This is a genomic window from Cupriavidus sp. F041, assembly GCF_057814235.1.
In genome coordinates, this window is sequence record NZ_JBVASY010000001.1 from 1,104,419 (window position 1) to 1,131,118 (window position 26,700).

Below are 26,700 nucleotides of genomic sequence, written 5' to 3' on the forward strand. Positions count from 1 at the left end.
CGATAACACGATGGATACTCCTGTTTCCGTTTCCGTTTCCGTTTCCGCATCCGCTTCGGTTTTCTCCTTCTATGCCTGTTCGGTTTGCACCGTGGCCAGGCGCGGTTCCGCGCTTTGCCAGCGCCCCCCCGATCTGCGCTTGGCCTGATACATGGCCTCGTCCGCGGTCCGCAGCAAGGCGGCGGCCGTTTGCGCATGCACGGGGAACACGGACAGGCCGATGCTCAGCGACGCGTCGATGCGGGTTCCGCTCGACAGTTGAACCGGATCCCGCATGCGAATCAGGATATGCTCCGCGACCTGGATGATGTCGGCCGGCTTGCGCAGCGCCGTCACCAGTACGGCGAACTCGTCCCCGCCCAGCCGCGCGACCACGTCGCCCTCGCGCACGCAGGAGCGGATGCGCTGCGCAATGTCGAACAGCACTTCGTCCCCTGCGGCGTGGCCGAAGCTGTCATTGATCTCCTTGAACGCGTCGCTATCCAGGTAGAGCACGCCCGCATGCGTCTTCGTGGCGGTGGCAAGGCGCACGGTGCGCTGCAATGCATCCTCGAATGCCGCCCGGTTGAGCAGGCCGGTCAGGCTATCGTGGCTGGCGCGGTGTGCCAGCGACCGGTTCTCGTGCTGGAGCTGGTTCTGCCAGGTCTCAAGCTCGTCGAGCAGGCCGTTGAAGTCCTCGCCGAGCGCGTTGAGTTCGGCAATATGGGCCGGGGGCGTACGCTGGCCGAAGGCACGCTCCGAACGCACGGCGTGGGCTACGTGCATCAGGTTGCGCACCGGCTCGATGATGTGGACCAGCATGCGGCTCGACAGATAGTGCGCGCTGACCGCGGTGAGCAGCAGGCAAGCCAGCAAGCCGAGCAGGCCGCTCAGCACGAAGCGCAGCAGGTTGGCGGGATCGCCGGTCAGCCGAACGGTGCCAACCGGCTGCGTTTCATGCAGGATCACCTGTTCCACCGGGCCCAGCGCCATCAGGCGGCTCGCCAGGCGCTGCAGGCCGGAGAACCGCGCACCTTCCGGGCGCTGCCATTCGGCCAGCAGCCGGTTGTCCCTGTCATAGACGCTGGCCTCGGCCACCTCCGCCGCGGCGATCGCCACCAGTGCCTCGTTAGCGGCCGCCTGGTCGCGGAACACCACCGGCGCCTCCAGCGTATAGGCGACGGAGCGGGCCACCAGGTGCAGGTTGTGGTCGGCATACACGCGCAGCGCCGCCAGTCCGAGCGCGGTCAGCGAGATGCCGGCCGTGCAGACCGCGATCAGCGCCACGCCGAAGTGGATGCGGCGCAGCGTGTTGTACAGCGTCGGGCGCGATACCGCTGCGTCGGGCCGGGATGGCATGTTCATGACGGCGGCCCCCGGCGGCGGCCGAGCTGCAGCACGCCCGGATGGATGTGAATCCCGCTACGGGCAACGGAATCCAGGTTGACGCGGAACGTAACGCGGCCATCGGCGACGTTGAGGCAGAACATGCTGCCGACCTCGCACTCGAAGTCTTCCTCCGTGATGACGAGGACGGGGCGCCCGCTCAGCTCAGTTGCCACCTTCTTGCGCCTGACATCCGTCATGACGCCCAGATAGACGGAATCGCAGCCCGTGGCCATCCCGGCCTCCAGCAGTTCGATGCGCCTGGCTTGCACGGAGCGCCCGCTCGCCAGGATCCCGCCTTCCGAAAGTTTGGCGGCGTAGCGGGCGGATCCGTCTATGCAAAGGCGCAAGACGTCTCGCTCCGAGGGCCAGCGGGCATAGCCGAGCAGGCTGAATACCACCCGTGCCACCGCCTCGGAACGTTGCGGGGCCGTGTCCGCAGCGGTCCCCTGCGACTGCACGCACAGGATGGCGGCAAGCAGGGCCAGCAGGAAACGAGAGGGAGAGAAGCGCCTCCGGCCGGTACACGGACTGGCCGGGGCGGTAGCCATTTCAAGAGGCAAGAGTTCGGGCCTACCAGGTTGTACTTGTTGGGCACATCGAATCACACTGCAGGCGATACGATCTGACTTGGCCAGCGTCGATACTCAGGGTTCCTGCCCGATGCGGATGCAATCACGGGACAACCTTGCCAGCCCAAACCCTATAACGGCGTTCCCGGATTGATATTTACCTTTATTTTGGCTGTCGAGCGGATGCCGCTCCCTTTGGCCAGGAGCCACGGGAAACGAGGCGAGATTTTTTGCGGCACGACAGCAACTGGCAGGCAGAAGCAGGCCCGGGACCAAAGCCCCGGCGTTCGATATCCGAATGCCTGTCAATGAAAGCGCTGCCGAGACAACAATTCAGCGTACCCGTGCGGAGCGGGCCACACAGAACGCGATGCGAAGCGAGCCCCCCACGCGATGCGAAGCGAGCCGTGAAGGTGTACCAGGCCGTATGGGGCGCCTCGTCGGCAGGCAAAAAGAGCGGAAAAGAGGGAACCCATGTTTGGGTATCGCCTTAAAGCGATGCGAGTTTGGGTCCCGGCCGCTCTTTTTGCCTGCCGACGAGGGGGGGTCGCCCCATCCGGCGCGCCTTTTTTGCCTACTTTTTTGGCAAGACAAAAAAGTAGGTCGCCGCCCCGCAGGGGCGGTGAAACTGCCTTTGACGTTAAGCTTTTGACCTTATGCCTTTAAGCGCCTCACAAGAAGTATCTCTATACTGTCGGGCCGAACAAGAACCGCTACATAGACGATGGCCGTATTGAAGCCGCTGGAACTGACGAAGGAAGAACGTACCGAGCTTGAGGTTCTGGCGAGAAGCCGCCGTGATTGGAGAACACGAGACAGGTCTCGGACGATTCTGATGTTTAGCAACGGCGTGCCAGCCAAGGAGATAGCCAGGCGGCAGGAGTTGACGTTGGAGGCGGTGTACGAGAGGCGCTATCGTTGGTTGGACAATGGCATGGCAGGGCTGTCGGACGCGCCGCGTAGCGGTGCGCCGTCGAAGCTGTCGCCGGCGCAGGTTGAGCAGTTGAAGATGTGGGCGACGCAGGAGGCGCTGACGGCCGCGGAACTGCTGGCACGACTCGAAGAGAAGTTCGGGATTCGAGTTCATGTGCGACCTGAAAGTCGCTTGAGTTTCTGTTTCACTGGAGCAGGTATTACCTGATGAAACCGGTTGTTCCATCAACCGTTCCCTACCCGGGCATGCGGAGCCGGTAACAGCTCGGTGTGAAGCTCTGGGGACAACGTAGCCGCCGGATAACCGGTACGCCGAGCCGCGAGGTAAGGCCGAATCTGCCAGCACAGAGGCGGAGAGGAGCAAGGGATGAGTGGGTACGATCAACATATGTGAACTTCCGATAAACGTCGTCAGAATCAACAAGCCAAACGTGCTGACAGGCTTGGACCAAAACGGTACGCGGTGTGGAGTGGCCTTCGTGAACTGGGCCACCATGGACGACAAGCCGCCGGCGAAGAGGAAGGGTCCGCCCCGCTCGGAAATTCATGCGGAACAGGGTAAGCCCATCGCGGCGCCGGCAACGGCAGGCGAACCGCGAGGAACGCTGTTGGCGCGGTGGGTAAAGGAATGCGGAGAAAGCGAACGCCCGGCTGTAATGGACGGGATACGGGCTGAGACATCGCCCGACGCGAAAGCGGGCAGACTTCCGCGTGGTCATTCATGGCGAGATAACCTTGAACAATCGTTATACGGGGGAAAGCAGATGACGGCAACGGACGCGAAAGCTCCTGACGCTGGTGCACTCTCGAGCGCTGCGCAGATGTGGGACCATGCAAACTGGTCGCACATCGAAGCAGAGGTGAAGCGACTTCAGATGCGTATCGCCAAGGCCGCTCAGGAAGGCCGATGGGGCAAGGTGAAAGCATTGCAACGTCTGCTAACCCGCTCGCATGGCGGCAAGATGCTCGCCGTCAAGCGTGTGACGGAGAATCGCGGTAAGAGAACGCCGGGGGTGGACGGCAAGATATGGTCATCCCCGGCGGCCAGATGGAACGGAATGCTGTCGCTACGACATCGCGGCTATCGTGCGATGCCGTTGCGGCGTGTCTACATTCCCAAGAGTAATGGGAAGAAGCGTCCGTTAGGAATCCCGTGTATGCGGTGCAGGGCGATGCAGGCCTTATGGAAGCTCGCTCTGGAACCCGTCGCGGAGACCCTTGCAGACGCCAATTCCTACGGCTTTCGGCCCGAGCGCTCGACCGCCGATGCCATCGAACAGTGCTTCAACGTTCTGGCCAAGCGTGCCTCGTCAGAATGGATTCTGGAGGGTGACATTCGGGGCTGTTTCGACAACTTCAGTCATTCCTGGTTTCTGGAGAACGTACCGATGGATAAGGAGGTTCTGCGCAAGTGGCTTCGAGCCGGATATATCGATGAAGGAACCTTGTTCGAGTCACAAGCGGGCACACCCCAAGGGGGTGTGATCTCGCCTGTGATCGCGAATATGGCGTTGGACGGACTTGAAGCAGCAGTTCATGCAAGTGTGGGCACATCCACACTTGAGTGCAGAAAGGCGCAGCTCAACGTCGTCCGCTATGCCGATGACTTTGTGGTGACTGGCGTATCGAAAGATGTGCTGGAATCCCGGGTACTTCCGGCAGTCAGGCAGTTCATGGCGGCTCGGGGTCTGGAGCTCTCGGAAGAGAAAACCCGGATCACGAACATAGCGGCGGGTTTCGATTTCCTTGGCCAGAACGTGCGCAAGTACGACGGCAAGTTGCTGATCAAGCCAGCGAACAAGAGCATCAAGTCGCTGCTTGACAAGGTCAGGGGAATCATCAAGGAAAACGCGAGCGCCACGCAGGAGGCGTTGATACGACAGCTCAACCCTGTGATCCGGGGATGGGCCCAGTATCACCGTCACGTCGTGTCGAAAGCGATCTTCTCCTCAATCGACTCCCACATCTGGCAACGGCTCTGGAGATGGGCGAAGCGTCGTCACCCCATGAAAGGAGCCCGATGGGTCCGGCAACGGTACTTCCGGCGCGACGGATACCGGTCCTGGGATTTTGCAACAGAGGGTTCAACCGAGGGTGACACCTGCGGCCTGCAACTCTTCCGCGCAACGACCGTCGCGATCCAGCGACACGTCAAAATCCGGGGACTGGCCAATCCGTTTGACCCGGCATGGGCCGCCTACTTTGCCCGCCGTCGAACCGCGAAACGTTCCGCTGGTCTGCCCGGTGCCACACAATGGTGCTGAACGAATGGCTTGAGCCGGATGCGGGGCGACTCGCACGTCCGGTTCTTAGGGGGCGGCGACGTAGTAATGCGTCGCTGCTACCCGACCGCAATACGCTGACAGGGATTCTCAAACGGGCGGGGCTGGTATGGAAGCGAACCCGGCATAGCTTAAAAAAAAGCGGGACGAACAGCGGTTCCGACAAGCCCAATCCGAAATTGGGGAGTTGGTCCAGCAAGCCCAGCGTGGCGAAATCGAACTCGCCTACGTAGACGAAGTTGGCTTCGCGCAAGCGCAGCCGAATCGAAGTGCGTGGACACCTGTCGGGGAGCAACACATGATTGAAGCCCGGCGTGGTAAGCGTCTGAACGTGGTCGGAGCACTGCTGTCCTCGGGAGAACTGTTTGCAGCGAAGTTGTGGGAGACGATGACCTCGATGCTGTTCGCTGGATTTCTCGGCCTGCTGGTCGAACACGTCGGCAAGCCGCTGACCGTGATTCTCGACAATGCTTCGGTCCACACGGCCCGCGCACTGCGGCCTTATCTCCGGCTGCTACAAACGAAAGGCTTGACGTTGTATTTCCTGCCACCGTACAGCCCGGAGCTCAATCGCATCGAGAAGCTCTGGCACAAGATGAAATACGAGTGGCTGGCCTTCAAGGCCCGCGACACCAAAACCCTTGAAGCTGATGTCGATGTAATCCTTCAGGGATTCGGGGCAGACTACAGATTCACTTTTTGTTGAAAGCTTATGCCTTTATGCCTTTATGCCTTTATGCCTGGGCCTGCCAAAAACCACTTTCAAACCAAAACCGCACCCGCAACCCTCCCCAACATCCCCATCGGCCCAACCCGCTCCACAATTCGCATCTGCGCCCCATCCCGCACAAAAAAAGACCCCGCAAACCCCAGCGTATTCACCGAAATCCCCTCCACGCACTCCGCTGACCTGGGCACGAGCAGCATCCCCAACCGCGTGACCAGCAAGTTATACGGCCCCGACGGCTGCAATTCGCCATCGACATTAATCGCCCGCACGCCGACAGCATCGAGCAGCGCCCGGTAACGCGCTAGCGCGGTGCCCGCCAGCCCAGGCACGCGGGCGGACGACAAAACCAGCGGCGCGAACGCATGCGCAAAAGCCAGCCCTGGCACGGTACCGACCGGGTCATTGATACGCACCGACGCCAGTAGTGGCGCGATGGGCAGCGCCGGGCCATCCGGGCCCAGCGGCAGCGGCACCATCTGCAAGTGCTTGTGGCGCTGGCTTGCGCCGGCGGAAGCGCCCCCGTTGTAGAAACCCACCGCATCGAACTCGGCCATGCACACCAGCAGCGCCTCGAAATCCGCCAGATCAAGCAGCGCGTCCTGCGATTCGAAGCGGCGGGTGACAATGAGCAGGTGATGATCGATGACGTTGAACTTGTTCAGCAGCGCCACGTGGGTGTCCGAGATATCGGCGACGAACAGATCCGGATCGTAAGGAAGGAATGGGTTGACCGCCGCGCTGGCGTCGCGTTGCCGGGCCTTGTCCTGATCCTTGCGCGCGAGGCTGGAGACTTGCCGCACCAGGAAGCGTACGCCACCATCCTCGATGACCGCCTGGATGGTCTCGATCGGACGCAGCGCCCCGCAACGCAGGGCGTGCGCCGTCTGGCGCAGGATGGCCGGCCACAGCGTACCGGGCTGGAAAGATCGATCAGGCATGATCTGGACGACAGGATGCAGTGACTATAGTCATAGCCGGCCTCGCCGGCCAATCCCATCCCGCAGCCGCGCAATGCGCCGGAAGTGACGCACCCTTTACCGTAATGCCGTGGCGCGCGGCGGGCATCTTGCCTCAGCGAAAATCAGGGATGACTGACAATGGCGCGACGCCAGGCGCCAGGCCCGGTGCGCTAGCTCGCCCGCTCCTCGATTGCGTCGACGCGGCCCGGATAGAAAGCCAGGTGATCCCTGATCGCCGCAACGGCGGGATACGGCGCCTCATAGGTCCACACCGCATTGACCGACCGCTCGCCGCCCGAGGGGATGCTGTAGTAGGCGCAGTCGCCTTTGTACGGGCAGTAGGTGGCGTGGCCGGTGCGGGCAAGCCGCGACATGTCGACGTCCTTGCGCGGGATGTATTGCACCGCCGGATACGATGCCTCTTGCAGCGTCAGGGCTTCGCGCGTGTCGGCGATCACGACGCCGCCGATGGACACGACGACGCGCGACGGGTTGGCCTCGATCGTGATCGGATGATCGGGTCCAGGGATCTTGATCGGCTTGCTGGTCATGGCCAGGCCTCCTCCGGGGAATCGCCAGACCGCCAATACTACGCCCGAAGCAACAACGCCGCCGGGCGTCAATGTGCGCCATGCACCGCCCGGCGCAGCGCCGCCCGCGCCAGCAAGCGCGTTGAATCCAGCGTAGGCAGCGGCGAATTGGCGTCATTCACGATCAGCGGGATTTCCGTGCAGCCAAGCACCACGGCGTCGCATCCCTGCCCCTTCATCCGCTCGATGACTTGCTGGAAGTAAGCGAGCGCTTCCGGCGTGGCGATGCCGCCAACCAGTTCATCCATGATGATGCGGTTGATCTCGTCGCGCTCGGCGTGGTCCGGCCGCACGACCCCGAGGCCACGCGCGCTGAGCTTCTCGGGGTACACCTCGCTGTCGACAAGCCAGCGCGTGCCGGTCACGCCAAGGCGGGTGAAGCCGCGCTGCACCGCGCTGTCGGCGACTGCCTCGGCAATATGCAGCCACGGCAGCGGCGAACGCGGCAGCACGTAAGGCAAGGCCTGGTGGATGGTGTTGTCGGGGCAAATCAGGAAATCGGCACCCATGCCGGCAAGCTTTCCGGCGGAGGTGAGCATCAACTCACCTACCGCTTCCCAGTCGCCGCGATCGAGGCACCTGACATACTCGGCGAGCGAAGGCGTGTGCATCGATATCTCGGGATGCGCATGCGACCCCAGCAGGCGGCTGCCTTCCATGCAGATGGTGCGATAGCAGAGCGCCGCGCCTTCGGCGGAGCAGGCAACGATGCCAATGTGGTCAGGCATTAGGGAATCCCGTCAGGAGAAAGGGGGAGTTTATCCCGCCCGCTTCCTGCCTTGCCCGGCGGCTATCCCCCCGGGTGCCTCAATACGGCATCGCAGATCGCCACGATATGCCGGTGATCGGTCCCGCAACATCCGCCCAGCACCGACATCTTCGTCAGATGCCGGCGCAGCCCCAGATATCGCTCCCCAAGGTCAACCGGATCGCCGGCATCCAGCGTTTGCGCTTCATCGAGTTCCGCGTGACTCTTTGCCGAGGCATTGGCACGCACGCCGCCGATACGCGCGGTCCAGGGCTCTCCGGTGGCGACGGCTGCCTCGAAATGGCTCGGGTGCGCGCAGTTGATCATGTAGTAGAGGGGACCGCCCGCCGTCTCGCGGTCGACCCGTTCGATCGCCGCGCCCAGGGTGTCGCCCGATGGCAGCTTGCCGTCGGTTTCGACGGTAAAGGAAACCGCGACAGGCGCACCGGCGGCGCTTGCGGCACGCACGATGCCGATTGCCTCGTCCGGATAGGTCATGGTCACGGCAGTGACCATGTCGGCGCCCGCCTCGCGCAGCGCTTCGATCTGCGGGGCATGGTAATGGCGGGCCTCGTCCCCGCTCATCCGGATGCCGGGCTGGTAGCCATCCCCGCGGGGGCCAACCACGCCGTTGATGACGATCGTTGTATCCGGCGTGGCAAAGGCCGCGCCGAGGCCCGCCGCCCAGGCGACCGACCGGCGATTCGCATCGGCTACGGCCTGTGGCGAAAAACCAAGCTTCCCGCCCCAGTCAGCGTTGGCCCGCCAGGTCGGCGTATCGAGGACGAATCCGACCTTGCGCTCCACGGCGGTGCGCAGATACGGCACGAAGTAGCGCTCCAGCCGCTGCAGCCCCTCGTCGCTAAGCACGAGCGGAAACGCGGCAAAGCATGGCAATTCGATGCCTTCCAGGAAAACCAGCGTGGTCTCGAGCCCGCCATCAGCCAGGAAGACCGGGCCGCCGGGCCTTGGCAGGTTTTGGGGAGCGAGTGGCATGACAGCACCTCCGGCAGTGGGACACCAGGACTCGGCGCGCACGCACCGTCCTGGCCCCGGCACACCGCCGGAGAGCGCCAATGCGCGCATGCCGCCGGCTTCACCCGCGGCCCGGCAGCAGGGCTGGCCAATCCACCGGTGTTGCCGATGCCTCGAAGTATAGAAGCGCCTGGATTCGCCGCCAGCCTGCCGTGGCGCCCTTAGCCCGCCGTGCGTGCCTTGACGCGCCCCGCCGCATCCTTCGCGCGGACGCGGGCGGTTTCCACATCGGCGTCATACGCCAGTGCCACGCCCATGCGGCGCTTGGCAAAGCTCTCCGGCTTGCCGAACAGGCGCAGCTCGGTCTGCGGCACGCGCAGCGCCTCGTCCACGCCGTCGAACACCACGCCTTGCGCATCCACGCCGCCATAGATCACCGCGCTGGCGCCCGGGCTCTTGAGCGCGGTGCTGACCGGCAGGCCGAGAATGGCGCGCGCATGCAGCTCGAACTCGTTCTGCCACTGGGTGATCATGGTCACCATGCCGGTGTCGTGCGGACGCGGGCTGACTTCGCTGAACCAGACTTGCTCGCCCTTGACGAACAGCTCCACGCCGAACAGGCCCTGCCCGCCCAGGTTGGCGGTAACGGCCTGCGCGATCTGCTGCGACTTCTGCAGCGCGGCGGGATGCATGGGATGCGGCTGCCAGCTTTCCACGTAGTCGCCGCTCACCTGCACATGGCCGATCGGTTCGCAGAAGTGCGTCTCGACCTGGCCGCCGGCGCCGATCGCGCGCACCGTCAGCAGCGTGATTTCATAGTCGAAATCGATAAAGCCTTCCACGATCACGCGGCCGTGGCTGACCCGGCCACCGGCCATGGCGTAGTCCCACGCGGCCTTGACATCAGCGGGGCCGTCGATCTTGCTCTGGCCCTTGCCGGAGCTGCTCATCACCGGCTTGACCACGCACGGGTAGCCGATGCCGCCGTCGATGGCGGCCTGCAGTTCCTCCAGCGAATCGCAGAACTTGTACGGGCTCGTGGGCACGCCCAGCGTTTCAGCGGCCAGGCGGCGGATGCCTTCGCGGTCCATGGTCAGGCGCGCCGCGCGCGCCGTGGGAATGACGCGCACCACGCCGCTGGCTTCCAGCGTCTCCAGCATCTGCGTGGCGATGGCCTCGATCTCCGGCACCACCAGGTCCGGCTTCTCGGCTTCGATCAGCGCCTTGAGCTGCCCCGGGTCGCTCATGGCGATGGTGCGCACATGGTGGGCGACCTGCTGTCCGGGCGCGTTTTCATAGCGGTCCACCGCGATCGTTTCAACGCCGAGCCGCTGCAGCGCGATCAGGACTTCCTTGCCAAGCTCGCCGGAGCCCAGCAGCATGACTTTGGTCGCGGAAGGCGAGAGAGGGGTGCCGATAGTGGTCATGTGAGATCAGGGCCTGAAGATCAAGTAAAAACAGGGATTGTACGTGCAGAGAAAGGGCGCGCCCAGGCAGGACGGCAAGCGGGCCGGGGAGGCCGGGCCAGGCTGGCGAGGCCTGCGCCACATCGTTGCGGCTTTCCCGCTACATCCGCGAGGGGAAGCGCAATGCATCGTGTGGCATCACCCAGATCGCCGCGGCACGCGGGACGCGCGCACAAGGCCCTCACATGGCAGGTCCTCAGCGAATCAACTTGCGCACATCCTGTTGCCAGGACGGCTCGCCGCATCCGGACGGGTTCTCGGGACCCATCAGCGTGAAATAGCCCCTGCCCTTCATGCACGATTCATAGGCCCGCACCTTGGCGCACTGCCCCGTGCCGGCCTGTTGCGAGGCGGCCTTGCATTGCGCGATCGAGCGGTCCATCGGACCGAAGTCGAGGGAATCCGGATTCGCCGGGGATACGGTATCGGGGCCGCCTGCCGAGAACTCGACCGGGCCGGTGCAGCCAGCCAGCAGTGCCACGGCTGCGGATAATGCGACGGCGGGAACAGACCAACGGGATTTCATCGCCCGGGCTCCAATGCATGATGGAAGTGGATGATACGCCGATCCCTGCCATTCCGGCATGGCGGCCCCGCGTCGGGGTCATTGTCCGATGGCGCCAAAAGGTCGTTTTCCCCACACCTCCTTGCCCATTTGCGCGGAGCCAATACACTGGGTCAATCGGCCTCCGTCCCGGATGCCTACCAATCTGGAATCAACATGAAGATCGACCTCTCGGGCAAGATCGCCCTCGTTTCAGGATCCACCGCCGGCATCGGCTTCGCCGCGGCAAAAGGGCTCGCCGGCGCGGGCGCCCGCGTGATCGTCAACGGCCGCAGCGAGGCCACGGTGGGCAAGGCCCTGGAAACGCTGCGCGGCGCCGTGCCCGGCGCCGATGTGGCGGGCTTCGTCGGCGACCTTGCCGACCCCGAGGCCTGCGTCCGGCTGGTGGCGCAGTACCCGCGGGTCGATGTCCTGGTGAACAACCTCGGCATCTTCAAGCCGCAGGACTTCTTCGAGACGCCCGACAGCGAGTGGACCCGCTTCTTCGAAACCAACGTGATGTCCGGCGTGCGGCTGTCGCGCGCCTATGCGCCGTCGATGGCCGAGCGAAAATGGGGGCGGATCGTGTTCGTCTCGTCGGAATCGGCGCTGAATATCCCGGCCGACATGATCCACTACGGCTTCTCCAAGGCCGCGCAACTCGCCGTGTCGCGCGGGCTGGCCAAACGGCTCGCCGGCACCGGCGTGACGGTCAACGCCGTGCTGCCCGGCCCCACGCTGTCCGAAGGCGTCACCGATATGCTCAAGGATGCGATCGCAAGCACGGGGCAATCCGCCGAGGAGGTGGCGGCGGATTTTGTGAAGACGCACCGCTCGTCTTCCATCATCCAGCGCGCCGCCACCGTCGAGGAAGTCGCCAACATGATCGTGTATGCCTGCTCGCCCCAGGCATCGGCTACCACTGGCGCCGCGCTGCGCGTGGATGGCGGGGTGGTCGATACGATCGCCTGACCCGCAGCCGGACTGGCGCGCGGTGGCATGGCAGGCGACAGCACCGTCTTGCGCTTTGCATCGATTCCCTATAGGCTAAAACTACGATTCCATTTATCTTAGTTAAGTCATGTCCCACATCAGCACAGGTGTCGAATACGGACTGCATTGCCTGCTGTTCCTCGTGGACCCGCCGCCGGGCACCAAAGGCGCCAGCGTGCGGGACCTGGCCGACCTGCAAGGCGTGCCTGTCGAATACCTCGCCAAGCTGTTCACCAAGCTTGCCAAGGCCGACCTGGTGGTAGCAACCGAGGGCATCCGCGGCGGCTTTTCGCTGGCGCGGCCGGCAGGGAAAATCACCGTCCAGGATGTCGTGGAAGCCATCGACGGAGACAAGGCGCTGTTCGATTGCCGCGAGATCCGCTCGCGCTGCGCGCTGTTCGAGGATGCGCCGCCCGCCTGGGCCACGCGCGGCGTCTGCTCCATCCATGCGGTGATGCAGGCGGCGGAAAAGGCCATGCGGCAAGAGCTGTCAAAACATACCCTCGCCGACCTGGCCGAACGGACCCTCGCCAAGGCAAACGCCAGCTTCGGGCCGCATGTGGTGCAGTGGCTGACGGACCGCGCCACGCATCGTCGCGGCGACCGCGACACGGATGCCAGGGACTAGGCCAAGGCGATTCGGCCGACGCCAGCAAGTAAAGGCCGGACCGTCAGCGCGATTGACGGCCCGGCCTTTACCTTTGCCCTTACTATCCTGCCATCAGGACATCCGGCAACGCCGCGCAAGCGAACGTTGCCGGGTTTCCGATCACGCCACCACGATGCGGTTCGGATCGGCCGCGGCCAGTGCCTCCGCCCGATCGGCGCTGGGCGGATAGATCCACTCCGAGTTGATCTGGCTCTTCAGCTTCTTGGCATCGGCACCCACGAGCCTGACTTCGCGCTCCCAGCCCTCGGTATAAACCGCACCCCACGGACCCAGGTCCAGGCAGGTGACGTACTTCGGCTGGCTGTACGGGATCGGCGCAAGGCCGAGCAGATCCGCCGCCACGTTGTGTCCTGCCGAACGGCCAAGGTTCATTGCGTGCTGGCACGACATCGCGGCGTAGTTGCCTTCATCGTCCGTCGCGGCATAGGCGACGTCGCCGGTGGCGAACACGGTGTCCACGCCCTTGACGCGCAGGCTGCTGTCCACGTGCAGGCGGCCGAACGCATCGCGCTGCGCGGGGATCTGCTGCGTCAGCGAACTCGCGCGCACGCCGGCAGTCCAGATCACCGTCCTGGCATCGATGCGTTGTCCGTCCGCGGTGGTCAGGCCATTCTCGTCGACGGACGCCACCGCGGAGCCAAGCCGCCAGCTGACGCCAAGTGCATCGAGTGCCTGCGTGATGACGGGGCGCGGGCCGGCACCAAGTTCGGCCGCCACTTCGTCGTTGCGATCGACCACGATGACGTTCACGTCGGCGTCCTCCCCCAGCGCCTCGCGCAGGCGCGCCGGCATTTCCGCGGCTGTCTCGATACCGGTGAAGCCGCCACCAGCCACCACCACGGTATTGCGCGCAGGGGATTCGGGATGGTCGGCCAGGCGCTTGATATGCGCCTCCAGCTCGGCCGCTTCATCGACCTGATCGACGCTGAATGCGTGCTTGTCCAGGCCGGGGATTTGCGGACGGAACAGGCGGCTGCCCGTAGCCAGCACAAGGCGGTCATACGCCACGGTGGAGCGGACCTGATCGACGCCGACCACCTCGACTTCATGGCGGTCAGCATGGATCCGCTCCACCGTGCCCTGGATGAACCTGACGCCAACCGCATCGAAGATCTCCTTGAGCGGCGCCCGCATCTGCGCGGCACCCACTTCATAGAGGCGCGGACGCACATGCAGCTCCGGCTGGGGGGCGATCAGCGCGATCTCTATGCCCGCCTCTCCCTGCTGGTCGATCAGGCGCGCCGCGCTCAGGGCGCTCCACATACCGGCAAAGCCGGCGCCAACTACCAGGATACGTTTGGTCATCATGCCACTCCGTTGAATTGATGCGTGCTTTCACTCTGCGGGACCTCCTTGCGCCACCGCGCGGGCTTTGGTCCGTAAAGGAAGGGGAAAAGGGCCAGGCTGCGCCACAAGCCCCCCATAACTCCGATTCTATGAGTCGTAGTTATGGAATTCAAGGAGTTTTTTCGCACGGCGATGCCTGTGCCGGGAAGATCTCGTGCGGTGCGAGCGAAGGGACTCCCCCGACAGCACACGGCAGACGGCGGAAACTGCGATATTTCGAGTCTTAGTCTTTGGGCAAGAAAAGCCCGGAGTATCGGCATGAATGCCGGAGTTCGTCACTCAGGAAGAGGACGGCGAGACACGCCGGGCCCTCTTGCGAGGTGCCGGCGTGATGGCTCGGCGTGATGGCTTAGAGCTTCTTGCTCATGTAGAGCCGGAATGACCCGACGGGAAAATCCTGCAAGCGACCGAACTCCGCATAGCCATGCCTGGCGTAGAACGGCGCGGCCTGCCATTCGAACGTATCCAGGCAGGCACTGTGCGCACCCAGTTCCCTGGCGCGCGCCTCGGCATCGATGAGCAGGCGCGAACCGAGCCCCGCGCCGCGCGCTTCCTCCGCGACCCAGAGCACGTTGATCGACAGCCACTGCATCATGACGTAGCTGTTCAGGCCGCCGACTACCTCACCCTGCCCGTTCCTGGCGACGAGCCAGACCGGCTGGCTTTCGTATTCGCCGATTGCCGCGTAGTTAAAGCACCGCAACCGTGCGCCAACATCCCTGGCTTCCTGCTCGGTGGCGGTACGGATCTGGATGATGGACATGAATGCGGCGGCTAACGGCTGTATTTGCCGATCACGCTCTGGCCGCCAAGCGCGTGGCCCTTGAGCGCCGACATCAGTTCCTCCCTGGTCAGCCCCGGCGGCAGCGCGGAGGGCGGAAGGTCCGTCGCGATGACGGTCAGGGTGTAATGGTGCGGCGCATCGCCGATCGGGGGACAAGGCCCGCGATAGATCATCTCGCCCCTGACGTTCTTGCCTACGGTGGCGCCGTGTCCGTCGGCCTGCGCTTCGCCCTCCTTGAGCTGCGCGCGCTCGGCGGCGATGTTGTACGCAACCCAATGCGAAACGCCGAGCCCCATCGCGCCATCGGGATCCGAAAGCAGCACGGCAACCGACTTGGCGCCGGCGGGAAGATTTGACCATGACACCTGCGGCGTCACGCCCTTGCCGCCGCAATCATTCGTATTGTTGCCATGCAGCACAGGGATCGTGGCGCCATCCGCAAACGACGCCGAAGACACCTGCATGCCTGCCGCATTGGCAATGCCGGCACACGTATAAAGCAGTGCGCCAGCCAGCGGCGCGAATCGTGTTCTAGCCAGTTTCATTTTTTGTCTCCGTCAATGAAATGTGTGGAATGTATGCGCAAGGCGCCGGCTAATCTGCGCGTATACCCTCTGCCATTTGCGATTGCCAGCACAGCGATTCCGGATTTACCATGGACTTGATCGTGCTCCAGGCAGTTAATGCGTCCGGACGGCGTCCGGTGATGTCATTAGATATAACGTTAAAAATATAACGATTAAAGGAGACATCCATGCAAGATTATCAAAGCCTCGTTTTTTTGTGCGCTATTGGCCTTGTATGCCTCTATGTATTGCTCGGTACACTCGCCCAATCCCGCGCGATCAAATTCGGTGCGCCGGCGATCGTCTCGGTCCTGATGGTGGCCTTCTCCGTCTCGCCTTGGCACGTGGTGGGGTAAGTCCACCCGCGCGATAGGACAGGTGCCGCGGCGGCCATCCGCGTCGAGCCGCCGCACGGAAGGCCATGCTGCGCGAACGGTCCGTTCAGTGCATTCTTGCGGGATTCGACGCCTTGCTGGCTGCGTCCGGCGCGGCGATTGCTTAGCCCGCCCAGGCCCGCCCAGGCCTGCACGGACGGCCCCGTCAACACGCGTGCGGGGCTCGCACCCGACTACCCGATCATTGCCCGATTGCCCGGGGGCGTGCCCTTCCCCGTGATGGGATCCATCAGCCGGTACACTTTGTGCGATGCGGCACTGCACAATCTTCGCGACCGGACTTATTCGGCGCAGCTTAGCTACCCCCCTGCCAGTGCAACCGTGCCCCGGTGCTGAACCATGGCGCCGCTGGCAACCACTGGCAGCCACTGGCAAACGGGTTCAGCCAGGCTGGGAACTTTGGCCATTGCCGGGCGCAGCGGCGTGGCCCAGAATTTCGCCAGCCCCTTTCCGGACGGACGGCGGCCATTCACAAAAGAACACCAGGAGACCACCATGCGCGACTACGCCGAGGCCATCGCCGGCTTTTCCTATGAGGCATCGATCTCGGAGCGCCTGAGCGGCAAGCTCGATGCCCTCAACGCCTGCGTTGAATGCTGCGACCGCCATGCCCTGCCCGGACGCATCGCGCTGTTCTGGGAAAGCCGCGACGGCACCAGCGAGACCTACACCTTCACCCAGTTGCAAAAACTCTCCGCCCGGTTCGCCAATTTCCTGAAGGCGCAGGGCATCGGGCCGGGTGACAGGGTGGCGGGCTTGCTGCCGCGCACGCCGGAGTTGCTTGTCACCATCCTGGGTACATGGCGCGCAGGCGCGGTCTACCAGCCACTGTTCACGGCCTTCGGACCGAAGGCCATTGAACACCGGGTGCAGGCCTCGGGCGCCCGCCTCGTCGTCACCGATGGCGCCAATCGCGGCAAGCTGGCGGACGTGGCGAACTGCCCGGAAGTCCTCACCGTTGGTGGCGCCAAAGGCCGCGGCCTTGTGCACGGCGACTTCAGCTTCTGGGCGGAACTCGATCGCCAGCCCGCGGACTTCGAACCGGTCTTGCGCAGCGGCAACGATCCGTTCCTGATGATGTTCACCTCCGGCACCACCGGCCCCGCCAAGCCCTTGCTGGTACCGCTCAAGGCCGTCGCCGCGTTCGCGGGCTATATGCGCGATGCGGTAGACCTGCGCCCCGAGGATGCCTTCTGGAATCTCGCCGATCCGGGCTGGGCCTATGGCTTGTATTACGCGGTGACCGGGCCGCTGGCGCTGGGGCATCCTACTACCTTCTACGACGGCCCTTTCAGCATCGAGAGCACCTGCCGCGTGATCGAAAAATACGGTATCACCAACCTGGCCGGCTCACCTACCGCCTATCGCCTGCTGATCGCGGCGGGGCAGGCCGTGGCCGGTCCGCTGCGCGGCAAGCTGCGCGCGGTCAGCAGCGCAGGCGAGCCGCTCAACCCGGAAGTGATCCGCTGGTTCGCCGGCGAGCTTGGCGTCACCATCCACGATCACTACGGCCAGACCGAGCTGGGCATGGTGCTGTGTAATCACCACGCGCTGCGCCATCCAGTGCACCTGGGCGCCGCCGGCTTTGCCAGCCCCGGCCATCGCGTGGTGGTGGTGGACGACGAAGCGCGCGAACTGCCGGCTGGCCAGCCAGGCACGCTGGCGCTGGACCTGGAGCAGTCGCCGATGTGCTGGTTCGCCGGCTATCACGAAACACCGACCGACGCATTCGTCGGCAAGTACTACCTGACCGGCGACACTGCCGAGCTGAACCCGGATGGCAGCATCAGCTTTATCGGCCGCGCCGACGATGTCATCACCACCTCCGGCTACCGGGTCGGTCCGTTCGACGTGGAGAGCGCGCTGATCGAGCATCCGGCCGTGGTCGAGACCGCGGTGATCGGCAAGCCCGATCCCGATCGCACCGAGTTGATCAAGGCTTTCGTCGTGCTCGACCCGCAATACCGGCCAAGCCCGGAACTGGCCGAAGAACTGCGTCTGCATGTGCGCAACCGCCTTGCCGCGCACGCCTATCCCCGCGAGATCGAGTTCGTGGCCGAACTGCCGAAAACGCCCAGTGGCAAGGTCCAGCGCTTTATCCTGCGTAACCAGGAAGTGGCGCGGCAGCGTGAGGCGCAAGGACAGGCATAGCGCCGCCGCCGGCAGTAACGCATGAGAGGGCGCTGCCCGGCAGCGCCCTCCTTTCTTCATCACCACTCCCCCCGCTTTCCTTCCCCTCCTGGACGCCTCCATGTGTGGCCGGATCCGCTTCCGGCAAGCCGCAAACACGTCCAATTCCATCGAACGAGGTCATCGACTCCTTCGCATGGATTATTGAACTACGCGGTCCATAATGCTTTCACACACACCACGCACCGATAGACGTTCCCAGGAGAACACCATGAATCGCTTTGAAGGCAAAACCGTACTGGTCACCGGCGGCAACAGTGGAATAGGCCTGGCGACCGCGCAAGCGTTCGCCGCGGAAGGCGCGCGCGTCATTGTCACCGGCCGCGATGTAGCCACGCTGGAAGCCGCCAGACCCACGCTGGGCGCCAACGCCCTGGCGATCCGGAACGAGGCCGGCACCGTTGCCGCCGCCCGCGCGCTCGCGCAACGTCTTACCGACGAGGGCATCCGGCTCGACGCCGTGTTCATCAACGCGGGCATCGCCAGGTTCACGCCCCTGTCCGACGTCGAGGAAGCCATGTGGGACCAGACCTTCAATACCAATGTGAAGGGTCCCTTCTTCCAGATCCAGGCGTTGACGCCCCTGTTCAACGAAGGCGCATCCATCGTGCTCAACGGCTCGATCAACGCACATATCGGCATGCCGGCGTCGTCGGTTTATGCAGCCAGCAAGGCCGGCATCATCTCGCTGGCCAAGACCCTCTCCGCCGAACTGCTGCCGCTCGGCGTGCGCGTCAACGTGATCAGCCCGGGTCCGGTCAGCACGCCGATCTACGGCAAGCTCGGCCTGGATGCCGACACGCTGGCCAACACCGCGGCCCAGATCAAGAGCCAGATTCCGCTCGGCCGCTTCGGCGACCCGAAAGAAATCGCGGCAACCGTGCTGCACCTCTCATCGGCCGAGTCGGCGTTTATCGTCGGTACCGAGATCGTGATCGACGGTGGCATGAGCCAACTGTGAGGCGGGAGCCGGCCGACCGTACCTCGCACACAAGGAGTCTTTCCATGAGTGAAACCATTGCCTTTATCGTCCATCTGCCGGGCAAGCCGGAGCATCGCGACGAACTCGAATCCGGCCTGCTTGACGTCCTGGAGCAGATGGCCAAGGAGCCGGATTTCATCAACACCTACCTGCATCGCTCGGCCGACGATCCGGATACGCTCATCCTGTATGAGACCTGGGCCTGCAGCCGCGAGTATTTTCAAACGCATCACCTCGCGCGCCCTTACCGCAGTGCCTATGAGGCGGCGCTCCCGCGGCTGCTCAGGCGGACGCGCACGCTGGAGTTTCTCAAGCCCGTGCGCGCCTTCGAAAAGCCCGCCGCGTAAGGGCACGGAGATATCCGTCGGCTTCGGGGTCACCGGCCGCGGCGGGAACCGGGCGAAGGCTAGCCAGAGGTGGATGACTCCGTCTCCCCGCCAGCACACCCGCCACGGCGACGGCGCTGGCCCGCGATCCGGCGCCTCAGGTAATCCGGCAGTTTTGGCCGTGCCTTGCCGTCGAACGTGCGCTCACCAACACAGCGCCACGGCCGCGTGCGGCGCAGGTGCGGCCTGTTGAGCCGACCTTCTGGCCCGGGCCGAGGTCATGATGTCATCCTGACAAGACAATGATGCCGGGCGGACTCAAGGGCAGTGTGCTGCCGAAAGCACCCCACGAAACGGGGGCATGCGAAAGTCGACCTTGCTGCACAGCAACAGCATGGATCCTGCTTTTGTCCGGGTATCTCCCTAGGGGCTATCCAAATAGAGGGCTCTAGAATTTGCCTTGGGATGGTGCACTGCGCAAATCAGTGGCACCGCCGCCCTTCCTAATCAGATCAGATATTCGACCCGGTCCGCCCGACATCACATCCCGTGCATGCCGACCTGGCAGCCGGGCGATTCACAGGAGAACACGCATGTTCGCTTTTTCGTCCGATCAGTTCGCCGAAGCCCAGAAAGCCCATTTCGCCAACCTGTTCGCGCTGACGAATACGGCTTTCGACGGTTTCCAGAAACTGGCCGAGCTGAACCTGCAGGCAGCGAAATCGACCCTTGCCGAAAGCCAGGGCAACATCGAGGCTGCCTTGTCCGGCGGCGACCTGAAGGACGTATTCAATGCACAGGGCAGGTTCGCGCAACCGGCGGCAGATAAGGCACTGGCGTATGCGCGCAATGTGTACGAAATTACCTCGGGCACGCAGGCCGAACTCGCCAAGGCAGTGGAAGCGCAGTACGAACAGCACACCCGCAGCGTGCAGACCTTCGTCGACACGTTCGTGAAGAACGCGCCGGCAGGCTCGGAAGCGCTCACCGCCCTGCTGCAGCAGACGGTTGCCGCCGCCAACAACACTTACGAATCGGTGCAGAAGGCCACGAAGCAAGCCGCTGAAACGGTCAAGTCCAACTTCGAAGCATCGACCGCCGTGGCGACCGGCGCGGCCCAGCAGGCCTCGCGCCGCACGGCCAAGCAGTAAGCATCCATCGCAGCGCAGTGCGGGAAACCGCGCTGCGCCGCGGTTGCCATGGCACCGATCCCGGCAGCATGCCTGGATCCGGTGTTCGGCCCTGAGCCTGATCGCATGTGCCGGCGCTCGCCCGGTGTCGATCAGCGCGCCGTAGCTTGCCGATCGCGCAAGCGTCTTCGAAGACCGGTAGTCAGTGCAGGTGCCCGCCGAACAGCCCGAGCAGGCCGATCACGATCAGGTAGATCGCCACGATGTAGTTCAGCAACCGCGGCATGACCAGGATAAGAATGCCCGCGATCAGCGAAATCAGCGGGCTGGCGTTCGTGATGGCGATCATGGGGATCCCCTCCACAACGATATACGCAAAGGCATGAAACAGCGGCGCGGCTCGCCAGTGCAGGACCGCGAGCGATCCGCACTGGCAAGGCCGTCCGCAAGGGGCTTATGGCTTGCGCTTACTTGCCCTTGCCTTTCATCAGGTTCTTCGCCTCTTCGATATTCTGCTCCGCGCGCTTGGTGATCACGGCCAGCGCCTCGGCTTGCGATTTCTGCGCCATCTCCGCCAGTTCGCGCATGTTATTGAACGCCGTCTGCAGACCCTGCTGCACGAATTCACCCTGCTTGGCCATCGCCTCGGCCGGATTGCCGCCGGCGGTCATTTTCTGGGCCGCGGCCTGGATCTCCTGCATGGTCTTGCTCAGGATCTCCGTCTGCTTCTGCACCAGTGCCTGCATGCCTTCGTAGGCGACCTTGTTGGCCTCCGTGATGGCGTCGATATCCTTGCGCCGCGCTTCGATCACCGAAGTCATGTCGACCCCCGGTAGCTTGTACTGCTCGAGCAACTTGCTGAAATCGGTGAACGGATTTGACGTTGTAGCCATGGTGCATCTCCTCGCTGGGGGGGTAGGTGAAGCAGGAAACCGGCCGCGCCAGCCGATGGGTTTTCTGTCCTAACGCCGCGCGGTAGCTCAAGTGTAGCGCGTGCCGCACGGCACTTGGAGATCAATGCGGCACCGACGCCTGCCGGGCGCCCGGCAATGCACTCGGGAACGCCATTGCGTCCGGCACGAATCGCCCGCCACCATTCGAATTCGGCGAACACCGCCCTCAAGACAATGAACTGGCCCCCCAGAGGGGCGGCCGATACACTCGCCCGCACTATCACTACCTGTCCCGGGGAGAAGCCATGCATCATCAGGCCGTGGCTGGCACCAAGGTGAAACACCCCGGCCACGGCGGCGCTACGCGCGGCTGCGGGTCGCCCTGCCAGCTGAAGCTCGTCAAGGACATTCATTTCAATAAACTGCAGCAGGACGGACGAAGCCATGAGCCAAGCAGATATCAAACACTATGCCGGCGTGGAGATCAACGCCCTCGGCATCGCGACCCTCACCATCCGTGAGGCGGGCTCGCTCAACATCCTGAGCACGCCGGTGATCGCCGCACTGACCCAGGCGGTGAACGAGCTGGCCGGCCGCGACGAGATCCGCGTACTGATCGTGCAAGGCGCCGGGGAAAAAGGCTTTATCGGCGGCGCCGATATCAAGGAAATGGCGGCTCTCACCCGTGAAAGCGGCGAACGCTTTATCAGCGGCCTGCGCGGGCTTTGCGACGCGCTGCGCCACTTCCCCGTTCCGGTGATAGCGCGCATGCCGGGCTGGTGCCTCGGCGGCGGACTGGAACTGGCACTGGCCTGCGATATCCGCATCGCCGCGGACAATGCGCACGTCGGCATGCCAGAGGTCAAGGTGGGCATCCCCTCCGTCATCCACGCCGCGCTGATGCCGCGGCTGATCGGCAACGCACGCGCCGCATGGATGTTGCTGACCGGCGAAATCTCCGACGCCCGCGAAGCGCTGGCGTGGGGCCTGGTGAGCAAGGTCGTGCCGCTGGCGGAACTGGACGCCGAGATCGAACGCGTTGCTACGCTGCTGGCTGGTTTCGGGCCTGCCGTGGTACGGCAGCAGAAGCGGCTGTTGCGCGAGTGGGAAGAGTCGTCACTGGATGTGTCCATCAATAACAGCGTGGCGGAGTTTGGCAGCGCGTTCGAAACCGGGGAACCGCAGCGTTATATGAATGCGTTTTTGCAACGCAAGCGTTAGCACGCCGCCAGAAGCCGGGACGGGGTGAATACTGTCCACCAGCACGAACAGTCTGTCCCGGCAGCTCCCTTTTCCACAATGTCCTTATGAGGCTACATTGACGCCGCTGCGATGACCGAGCCCTTGGGCCATCGCAAATCATAAGGAAATTCAAGCAATGAAATCTCCAAGCGCTCCGACCTCTATACGATCCTCGGTTATGCGAAGAACCGCGATGGCTCTGCGATGGGATTGTCCGGCTTCGGGCCGTCGCTCAACCCCAGCGCCACGACCCTCGTCAACGCCACCGAGCAGGTAGGTACAGGGCAAAGCCAGCTTGGTGCGATCGTTGGCGTGCGGCATCGCTTCTGAGAATCCGCGCGCGGGCTGCGGACAGCCCGGCGCGAATGTCCTATATCGACATTGGCCCGCTTTGCCGGGCGTTTTTTGGTCTTTATCGATTGAAGCCGTCTGGCATCTTGCCTTGCGACCCGCGCCCGACGTCTTACTTCTCCGGCATGACCGATGAGTGATGGCTTGTAATCAGCCATTGCACCCCATCCCAATGATAGGTATAGGTATAGCGGGCCTTAACGACGGCGCCAGTTCGGGAGAAGGTGAACGTGTAAAGCCCGGAATCGACAGCGGAATTGCACCCCAGTTCAATGCTGCGGAAGTCGATCTTTCCGGACGGGCCGTCCTGTAGAAAGTGATGAAAATAGTCCTCTCTCTCTGCGACCGTCAAGCGAGGCTTGTTGGATACCGTCGGAAGAAGAATTGAGCGCTCCGCATAGTTGGCGGCCACCTTGTGGGGATCCCCTGTTTGCAGCGACCGGTTCCATCGATCGAACAACGCCGCAATCTCCTGCTCTGACGTGACCTTGCAGCTTTCCGTGCGCGATGCCTGCGCGTTGCCCGGCATACCTTGGTTCGTGGCGCATCCGGCGAGCGCAAGCGCCAGGACAGCAATGCTAGATAGCTTCATGGCAGCGTTCTCCCGAGTTGCAACCCGCAGTCGTTGCGTTGGAAGTCCGTCGTGGCGCAGGCGCCAGGCGGCAAGGTCGCGGCTGGAGCCGCGAACTCGATTCGCCTCGTGATTTCCCCGCCCAGTTAAGGCTCTGGCAAATTCTGGTGCAGTTTGCCCAGGCGAGGCATCATCCAGAAGTAGGAGAGCGGCGCTACACTGCGCCTCTTCATGCACGGGCAGCGGACGTGCGCGAAATCAGATGCCCGCCCGATCGAAGCGTTGACGTGCGCGAAGGTTTGCACCCGGCACGTGAATGCCGGCAGCCATGACGACGCGGCTTCCATGCGGTGTGCGCGGCGAAGCCGAATTGATGCAGCGGGAACTGATAGAGCACTTGCCGGCGCGTTTGTCGAGCGCATCAGGCGTTGAGCATCTCGCCGGGAAACGCCGATGCGCCTGTTCGCCAGCCGCACCAATCACATGCGACGTCGAAGGAAGTGCACTACCGCACGCGTTGCTAACTGCGCGCTTGCCGCCCCACGCAACCATCGACTATGTTGAACCTCAAGGCCGACGTGGCCACTGCCATGAGGAGCAATGATGAACAGGGTCACAGGACACCTGGCCGTGCTCGTTGTCTTGGGCCTGTCCGCCTTCGATGGCGCGCAGGCATCCGACATCAACTGTAAGTCAGCGCTGGGCGCGAGATCGGTCCGCTGCGAAGATCCATACGGCACCGGGACAAGATGTACGCTGGTGACCGACGACCGCCCGCGTAACAAGCACCTGGTCTGCGATAACCCGGAGCTCTCGATGCGCTACGAGCGCATCTACGCCGAGCAGCAGAGGCTGCTGCGGACCGGCGTCACGAACGATGCCGACGTCGGCGCGTGGCGCATCGAAAGGGATGCCTGCGGCTCCGTGCGCTGTCTTGATAGCCTGTTCCGCCAATGGTGGCGGTGGCGGGATGCCGCCCGCTTCAAGCCGGCATCGCCATCCATCCCGCCAGGTAAGACCATTGCGGCGCCCGTCCCGCCAAAGCAAGCGCCAACACCTGCCGCGGAAGATCGGGCGATGCCGGCTCAGTTGATTGCCACGCAAGAGAGCGCGCAACCGATCGGGCCAACACCGCCGACAGCTGCCTCCTTGCAGGTCTCGCCGACCTCGATTGCAACCGGGCAAGCCCCGCCCAAGACAGCGTCGGGCGCCGTCGGGTTGCCAGGCCTGCTGACAGGCTTCGCCGCCTTCGGCATTGGTACGGCCTGCCTGTGGAAACGCAGGCGCGATCGGCACGCCTCGCCAGAACATGAACAGCCTCGGACCATCTCAACGGCCATGGCGATCGTCTATGGCTTGCTCATCGTGAATGCGCTGCTTCTGGCATTCACGCTGGGGTTTAGTTAGACACCTCCCCGCGACCGCCGTGACGCGGCCAAGCCGTGACAGATTTCCCGCCCACGGCTCAAAGACTCCTGGGCGCTGGACATGGCTGACGATTGGCACGTCGTATCTGCAGTCCATCCCGTTCGACTCGGAGATGACTTGCGGCGAACGAGGCGAAGGAAACCAGCCGAGATTCCAAGGGCTCCATCGGATCGCATTGCCTCGTTCGCGAACTCAGCCGACGCGGATACCCAGTTGCCCGACAAGTTCGGCGGCTTGTCCAACCGAGATGATTGCGCCTTTGAACGAAGCCGCGGCGGTCGTGAGGTTTAGTCCACCGAGCTCGGCCAGACGAAGGTCTGCGCCATCGAAGCGCGCTTGCTTCAGGTTGGCGCCACGCAAGCTGCCACCGTCGAAGAGGGTGTCCCGGAAATCGCAGCCCGCGAGGTCGGCATCGGACAGGTCGAGCTGCTCAAGGCGTTGCTTGCGGAACGACAAGCCGCGCAGGTCACAGGCGACCAGAAGGCTGTTGTGGAAGGCGAGACCCAGGGTGGCGGCTTCACGGAACCCAGCGCCGGTTAGCTTCGTTTCCGCGAAGATTGCGCCGGCCAGCCGGGCGCGTTCCCATCGCGTGTTATTCAGGTCGCTGCTGCAAAATCGCGCCTCCGTAGCGTCAGCCAGGCTGAAGTCCGCGCCTGCGGCCTTGCTGCGCATCCACTTCGACTCGACGAGGCTTGCTTTTCTCAGCTGCGCGCCCGCGAATGTACACATCAGAAACTCCACCGATGAAAAGTCCAGGCCGCTCAGGTCCTGGTCGTCGAAGTTGCATTGCTCGAAACGGAGGTGGGTCGGACGCTCGGCAAGAATGTCGCGGATACTATCTCGCGAGAGCGTTGTATTACTGACGGTGTAGGGAGATGGTGCGGGCATGGATTTCGCCAGTGGAACGTCGCAAATGCTCAAAGTCTGTTTCGGGGACGCCGCCCTCGCGCGTTCCGGGGTGTGACCAGGGAAACGGGGGCCAGGCGCTCAATGCACTAGTGTGTAGCCCTGTCGCACATGTCCAACAACAATGCGAGCAGACGCGCCTTGCGGGGTCCATCGACGTCATAGACTTCGAACATCTCCCCGAACCACATTCCATCCGCAGCCAGTCGGCAGATGAGGAGCAGATCTTCGGTGGCGGCGACCGCAGGGTCATGCGCGAGAGCAGCCCTTATTCGTTGGCTCCATCTCTCGCGACAGGAGGGAAGCGTCAAGGCGAGCATTGCGATGGCACGCTGTGTTCCGATCGCGTTGTTGGATGAGTGACTGTCGAAGCATGTCCTTATGTAGGCACGAGCGTGTTTGGCCGGGCCATCCGCCTCGGCGGACAGCGCACGTTGATAACACCTTTCGAATTCTTCGAAGAGCTGCTCGCTAAGCGCTTCGAGCAGGGCATTCTTGCTGCGGTAGTGATATTGCAGCCCGCCCTTGGTCACACCGGCGCGCTGCGCTACCAAATCGAGTGTAACGAACTCCGGACCGTGAGAGACCAGCAGGTCCCGCACGACCGACAGGCACTGGTTTCGGATGAGTTCAGGGTTCTTGGGGCGTTTGCTTGCTTCGGACATCAAATAAATCCATCCAGATGGATTTATTATTCTAGCACTGTCGGGTTGCGTGGGAGCAAACCAGGGCGATGTAAGGAAGCCGCATCAGACGAAAGGG

The 26,700-nt window shown here is 63.5% G+C and carries 27 protein-coding genes and 1 pseudogene; 12 read left to right on the plus strand and 16 right to left on the minus strand.

The genetic code is table 11. The annotated features are described in order from the left end of the window. Positions 1 to 69: 69 nt before the first annotated feature. Both dgcN and yfiR read right to left on the minus strand, forming a co-directional pair. Positions 70 to 1,344, minus strand: a complete 1,275-nt coding sequence (gene dgcN / locus ACZY0R_RS05050; protein WP_488857406.1) for a diguanylate cyclase DgcN/YfiN — start codon at positions 1,342 to 1,344, stop codon at positions 70 to 72. After that, positions 1,341 to 1,916, minus strand: coding sequence for a regulatory sequestration protein YfiR (gene yfiR, locus ACZY0R_RS05055; protein ID WP_488857407.1), 576 nt, complete (start codon positions 1,914 to 1,916; stop codon positions 1,341 to 1,343). The genes dgcN and yfiR overlap by 4 nt, the downstream gene beginning before the upstream one ends. 745 nt (positions 1,917 to 2,661) lie before the next feature. On the opposite strand from yfiR, the gene ACZY0R_RS05060 reads away from it, so the two are divergent. The 3 genes and pseudogenes from ACZY0R_RS05060 to ACZY0R_RS05070 all read left to right on the plus strand — a co-directional run. Next, entirely contained in the window at positions 2,662 to 3,078 is a 417-nt protein-coding gene (locus tag ACZY0R_RS05060) for a helix-turn-helix domain-containing protein (protein WP_488857408.1), read from the plus strand. 271 nt (positions 3,079 to 3,349) lie between these two features. Beyond that, on the plus strand, positions 3,350 to 5,134 hold the full coding sequence (gene ltrA, locus ACZY0R_RS05065; protein ID WP_488857409.1) for a group II intron reverse transcriptase/maturase: 1,785 nt from the start codon (positions 3,350 to 3,352) through the stop codon (positions 5,132 to 5,134). A 166-nt stretch (positions 5,135 to 5,300) separates the two neighbouring features. Next, positions 5,301 to 5,858: pseudogene (locus ACZY0R_RS05070) on the plus strand (IS630 family transposase); the annotation flags it as partial. Between the two features lie 56 nt (positions 5,859 to 5,914). Here ACZY0R_RS05070 and ACZY0R_RS05075 read toward each other — a convergent pair. The 6 genes from ACZY0R_RS05075 to ACZY0R_RS05100 form a co-directional block, all read right to left on the minus strand. Further along, on the minus strand, positions 5,915 to 6,820 hold the full coding sequence (locus ACZY0R_RS05075) for an ATP adenylyltransferase family protein (protein ID WP_488857410.1): 906 nt from the start codon (positions 6,818 to 6,820) through the stop codon (positions 5,915 to 5,917). A 191-nt stretch (positions 6,821 to 7,011) separates the two neighbouring features. Further along, positions 7,012 to 7,392, minus strand: a complete 381-nt coding sequence (locus ACZY0R_RS05080; protein WP_045236987.1) for a DUF427 domain-containing protein — start codon at positions 7,390 to 7,392, stop codon at positions 7,012 to 7,014. 68 nt (positions 7,393 to 7,460) lie between these two features. After that, complete coding sequence (locus tag ACZY0R_RS05085; RefSeq protein WP_488857412.1) at positions 7,461 to 8,159, minus strand: aspartate/glutamate racemase family protein; 699 nt, start codon at positions 8,157 to 8,159, stop codon at positions 7,461 to 7,463. 62 nt (positions 8,160 to 8,221) lie between these two features. Beyond that, the gene (locus tag ACZY0R_RS05090) at positions 8,222 to 9,175 is read right to left on the minus strand and encodes a homocysteine S-methyltransferase family protein (protein WP_488857413.1); all 954 of its coding nucleotides are present in this window, start codon (positions 9,173 to 9,175) and stop codon (positions 8,222 to 8,224) included. A 200-nt stretch (positions 9,176 to 9,375) separates the two neighbouring features. Then, positions 9,376 to 10,581 carry a formate-dependent phosphoribosylglycinamide formyltransferase gene (gene purT / locus ACZY0R_RS05095; protein ID WP_488857414.1) on the minus strand — a complete coding sequence of 402 codons (1,206 nt, stop codon included), beginning with the start codon at positions 10,579 to 10,581 and terminating at the stop codon, positions 9,376 to 9,378. Positions 10,582 to 10,816: 235 nt separating this feature from the next. Beyond that, a complete protein-coding gene (locus tag ACZY0R_RS05100; protein WP_488857416.1) occupies positions 10,817 to 11,146 on the minus strand; it encodes a hypothetical protein in 330 nt (109 codons plus the stop codon). A 195-nt stretch (positions 11,147 to 11,341) separates the two neighbouring features. On the opposite strand from ACZY0R_RS05100, the gene ACZY0R_RS05105 reads away from it, so the two are divergent. Together ACZY0R_RS05105 and ACZY0R_RS05110 are read left to right on the plus strand one after the other, a co-directional pair. Beyond that, entirely contained in the window at positions 11,342 to 12,136 is a 795-nt protein-coding gene (locus ACZY0R_RS05105) for an SDR family NAD(P)-dependent oxidoreductase (protein WP_488857417.1), read from the plus strand. Between the two features lie 109 nt (positions 12,137 to 12,245). After that, positions 12,246 to 12,785, plus strand: a complete 540-nt coding sequence (locus ACZY0R_RS05110; RefSeq protein WP_488857418.1) for an RrF2 family transcriptional regulator — start codon at positions 12,246 to 12,248, stop codon at positions 12,783 to 12,785. Between the two features lie 141 nt (positions 12,786 to 12,926). Here ACZY0R_RS05110 and ACZY0R_RS05115 read toward each other — a convergent pair whose 3' ends face one another. The 3 genes from ACZY0R_RS05115 to ACZY0R_RS05125 form a co-directional block, all read right to left on the minus strand. Beyond that, on the minus strand, positions 12,927 to 14,132 hold the full coding sequence (locus ACZY0R_RS05115) for an NAD(P)/FAD-dependent oxidoreductase (protein WP_488859508.1): 1,206 nt from the start codon (positions 14,130 to 14,132) through the stop codon (positions 12,927 to 12,929). A 391-nt stretch (positions 14,133 to 14,523) separates the two neighbouring features. Next, complete coding sequence (locus ACZY0R_RS05120; protein ID WP_488857419.1) at positions 14,524 to 14,937, minus strand: GNAT family N-acetyltransferase; 414 nt, start codon at positions 14,935 to 14,937, stop codon at positions 14,524 to 14,526. Positions 14,938 to 14,948: 11 nt separating this feature from the next. After that, positions 14,949 to 15,503, minus strand: a complete 555-nt coding sequence (locus ACZY0R_RS05125; RefSeq protein ID WP_045236979.1) for a YbhB/YbcL family Raf kinase inhibitor-like protein — start codon at positions 15,501 to 15,503, stop codon at positions 14,949 to 14,951. A 209-nt stretch (positions 15,504 to 15,712) separates the two neighbouring features. On the opposite strand from ACZY0R_RS05125, the gene ACZY0R_RS05130 reads away from it, so the two are divergent. The 5 genes from ACZY0R_RS05130 to phaP all read left to right on the plus strand — a co-directional run bounded on the left by ACZY0R_RS05130 (position 15,713) and on the right by phaP (position 20,568). Further along, a complete protein-coding gene (locus ACZY0R_RS05130; RefSeq protein ID WP_488857420.1) occupies positions 15,713 to 15,880 on the plus strand; it encodes a hypothetical protein in 168 nt (55 codons plus the stop codon). 534 nt (positions 15,881 to 16,414) lie between these two features. Next, entirely contained in the window at positions 16,415 to 18,070 is a 1,656-nt protein-coding gene (locus ACZY0R_RS05135; RefSeq protein WP_488857421.1) for an acyl-CoA synthetase, read from the plus strand. A 250-nt stretch (positions 18,071 to 18,320) separates the two neighbouring features. Beyond that, positions 18,321 to 19,070: an SDR family oxidoreductase gene (locus ACZY0R_RS05140; RefSeq protein WP_488857422.1), complete on the plus strand. Its 750-nt coding sequence runs from the start codon at positions 18,321 to 18,323 to the stop codon at positions 19,068 to 19,070. 44 nt (positions 19,071 to 19,114) lie between these two features. Next, entirely contained in the window at positions 19,115 to 19,438 is a 324-nt protein-coding gene (locus tag ACZY0R_RS05145; RefSeq protein WP_488857423.1) for a putative quinol monooxygenase, read from the plus strand. Between the two features lie 572 nt (positions 19,439 to 20,010). Then, positions 20,011 to 20,568 (plus strand): TIGR01841 family phasin, encoded by a 558-nt coding sequence (gene phaP / locus ACZY0R_RS05150; RefSeq protein ID WP_488857425.1) that lies wholly within the window; start codon positions 20,011 to 20,013, stop codon positions 20,566 to 20,568. A gap of 181 nt (positions 20,569 to 20,749) precedes the next feature. Here phaP and ACZY0R_RS05155 read toward each other — a convergent pair whose 3' ends face one another. After that, the gene (locus ACZY0R_RS05155; protein ID WP_082094789.1) at positions 20,750 to 20,896 is read right to left on the minus strand and encodes a DUF3096 domain-containing protein; all 147 of its coding nucleotides are present in this window, start codon (positions 20,894 to 20,896) and stop codon (positions 20,750 to 20,752) included. A 118-nt stretch (positions 20,897 to 21,014) separates the two neighbouring features. Then, positions 21,015 to 21,440: a phasin family protein gene (locus tag ACZY0R_RS05160; RefSeq protein WP_045236975.1), complete on the minus strand. Its 426-nt coding sequence runs from the start codon at positions 21,438 to 21,440 to the stop codon at positions 21,015 to 21,017. Between the two features lie 444 nt (positions 21,441 to 21,884). Between ACZY0R_RS05160 and ACZY0R_RS05165 the strand changes: the two genes are divergently transcribed. Further along, a complete protein-coding gene (locus tag ACZY0R_RS05165; RefSeq protein WP_488857426.1) occupies positions 21,885 to 22,661 on the plus strand; it encodes an enoyl-CoA hydratase in 777 nt (258 codons plus the stop codon). Positions 22,662 to 23,145: 484 nt separating this feature from the next. Here ACZY0R_RS05165 and ACZY0R_RS05170 read toward each other — a convergent pair whose 3' ends face one another. Continuing rightward, positions 23,146 to 23,625, minus strand: a complete 480-nt coding sequence (locus ACZY0R_RS05170; protein ID WP_488857428.1) for an SgcJ/EcaC family oxidoreductase — start codon at positions 23,623 to 23,625, stop codon at positions 23,146 to 23,148. 579 nt (positions 23,626 to 24,204) lie between these two features. On the opposite strand from ACZY0R_RS05170, the gene ACZY0R_RS05175 reads away from it, so the two are divergent. After that, complete coding sequence (locus ACZY0R_RS05175; protein ID WP_488857430.1) at positions 24,205 to 25,011, plus strand: GntR family transcriptional regulator; 807 nt, start codon at positions 24,205 to 24,207, stop codon at positions 25,009 to 25,011. 213 nt (positions 25,012 to 25,224) lie between these two features. On the opposite strand, the gene ACZY0R_RS05180 is transcribed toward ACZY0R_RS05175, so the two are convergent. Further along, complete coding sequence (locus tag ACZY0R_RS05180; RefSeq protein ID WP_488857431.1) at positions 25,225 to 25,920, minus strand: pentapeptide repeat-containing protein; 696 nt, start codon at positions 25,918 to 25,920, stop codon at positions 25,225 to 25,227. A gap of 107 nt (positions 25,921 to 26,027) precedes the next feature. After that, entirely contained in the window at positions 26,028 to 26,603 is a 576-nt protein-coding gene (locus ACZY0R_RS05185; RefSeq protein WP_488857432.1) for a TetR/AcrR family transcriptional regulator, read from the minus strand. Between the last annotated feature and the right edge of the window lie 97 nt (positions 26,604 to 26,700).

What these genes read in the sequence shown, in the direction of transcription:
- ACZY0R_RS05080 (WP_045236987.1), bottom strand. Translation starts at nt 7,392, where the DNA reads ATGACCAGCAAGCCGATCAAGATCCCTGGACCCGATCATCCGATCACG.
- ACZY0R_RS05135 (WP_488857421.1), top strand. Translation starts at nt 16,415, where the DNA reads ATGCGCGACTACGCCGAGGCCATCGCCGGCTTTTCCTATGAGGCATCG.
- ACZY0R_RS05100 (WP_488857416.1), bottom strand. Translation starts at nt 11,146, where the DNA reads ATGAAATCCCGTTGGTCTGTTCCCGCCGTCGCATTATCCGCAGCCGTG.
- ACZY0R_RS05110 (WP_488857418.1), top strand. Translation starts at nt 12,246, where the DNA reads ATGTCCCACATCAGCACAGGTGTCGAATACGGACTGCATTGCCTGCTG.
- ACZY0R_RS05185 (WP_488857432.1), bottom strand. Translation starts at nt 26,603, where the DNA reads ATGTCCGAAGCAAGCAAACGCCCCAAGAACCCTGAACTCATCCGAAAC.
- ACZY0R_RS05160 (WP_045236975.1), bottom strand. Translation starts at nt 21,440, where the DNA reads ATGGCTACAACGTCAAATCCGTTCACCGATTTCAGCAAGTTGCTCGAG.
- phaP (WP_488857425.1), top strand. Translation starts at nt 20,011, where the DNA reads ATGTTCGCTTTTTCGTCCGATCAGTTCGCCGAAGCCCAGAAAGCCCAT.
- ACZY0R_RS05120 (WP_488857419.1), bottom strand. Translation starts at nt 14,937, where the DNA reads ATGTCCATCATCCAGATCCGTACCGCCACCGAGCAGGAAGCCAGGGAT.
- ACZY0R_RS05090 (WP_488857413.1), bottom strand. Translation starts at nt 9,175, where the DNA reads ATGCCACTCGCTCCCCAAAACCTGCCAAGGCCCGGCGGCCCGGTCTTC.
- ACZY0R_RS05085 (WP_488857412.1), bottom strand. Translation starts at nt 8,159, where the DNA reads ATGCCTGACCACATTGGCATCGTTGCCTGCTCCGCCGAAGGCGCGGCG.
- ACZY0R_RS05060 (WP_488857408.1), top strand. Translation starts at nt 2,662, where the DNA reads ATGGCCGTATTGAAGCCGCTGGAACTGACGAAGGAAGAACGTACCGAG.
- ACZY0R_RS05145 (WP_488857423.1), top strand. Translation starts at nt 19,115, where the DNA reads ATGAGTGAAACCATTGCCTTTATCGTCCATCTGCCGGGCAAGCCGGAG.
- ACZY0R_RS05170 (WP_488857428.1), bottom strand. Translation starts at nt 23,625, where the DNA reads ATGAAGCTATCTAGCATTGCTGTCCTGGCGCTTGCGCTCGCCGGATGC.
- ACZY0R_RS05115 (WP_488859508.1), bottom strand. Translation starts at nt 14,132, where the DNA reads ATGACCAAACGTATCCTGGTAGTTGGCGCCGGCTTTGCCGGTATGTGG.
- ACZY0R_RS05180 (WP_488857431.1), bottom strand. Translation starts at nt 25,920, where the DNA reads ATGCCCGCACCATCTCCCTACACCGTCAGTAATACAACGCTCTCGCGA.
- purT (WP_488857414.1), bottom strand. Translation starts at nt 10,581, where the DNA reads ATGACCACTATCGGCACCCCTCTCTCGCCTTCCGCGACCAAAGTCATG.
- dgcN (WP_488857406.1), bottom strand. Translation starts at nt 1,344, where the DNA reads ATGAACATGCCATCCCGGCCCGACGCAGCGGTATCGCGCCCGACGCTG.
- ACZY0R_RS05125 (WP_045236979.1), bottom strand. Translation starts at nt 15,503, where the DNA reads ATGAAACTGGCTAGAACACGATTCGCGCCGCTGGCTGGCGCACTGCTT.
- ACZY0R_RS05140 (WP_488857422.1), top strand. Translation starts at nt 18,321, where the DNA reads ATGAATCGCTTTGAAGGCAAAACCGTACTGGTCACCGGCGGCAACAGT.
- ACZY0R_RS05130 (WP_488857420.1), top strand. Translation starts at nt 15,713, where the DNA reads ATGCAAGATTATCAAAGCCTCGTTTTTTTGTGCGCTATTGGCCTTGTA.
- ACZY0R_RS05165 (WP_488857426.1), top strand. Translation starts at nt 21,885, where the DNA reads ATGAGCCAAGCAGATATCAAACACTATGCCGGCGTGGAGATCAACGCC.
- ACZY0R_RS05075 (WP_488857410.1), bottom strand. Translation starts at nt 6,820, where the DNA reads ATGCCTGATCGATCTTTCCAGCCCGGTACGCTGTGGCCGGCCATCCTG.
- yfiR (WP_488857407.1), bottom strand. Translation starts at nt 1,916, where the DNA reads ATGGCTACCGCCCCGGCCAGTCCGTGTACCGGCCGGAGGCGCTTCTCT.
- ACZY0R_RS05105 (WP_488857417.1), top strand. Translation starts at nt 11,342, where the DNA reads ATGAAGATCGACCTCTCGGGCAAGATCGCCCTCGTTTCAGGATCCACC.
- ACZY0R_RS05175 (WP_488857430.1), top strand. Translation starts at nt 24,205, where the DNA reads ATGATGAACAGGGTCACAGGACACCTGGCCGTGCTCGTTGTCTTGGGC.
- ACZY0R_RS05155 (WP_082094789.1), bottom strand. Translation starts at nt 20,896, where the DNA reads ATGATCGCCATCACGAACGCCAGCCCGCTGATTTCGCTGATCGCGGGC.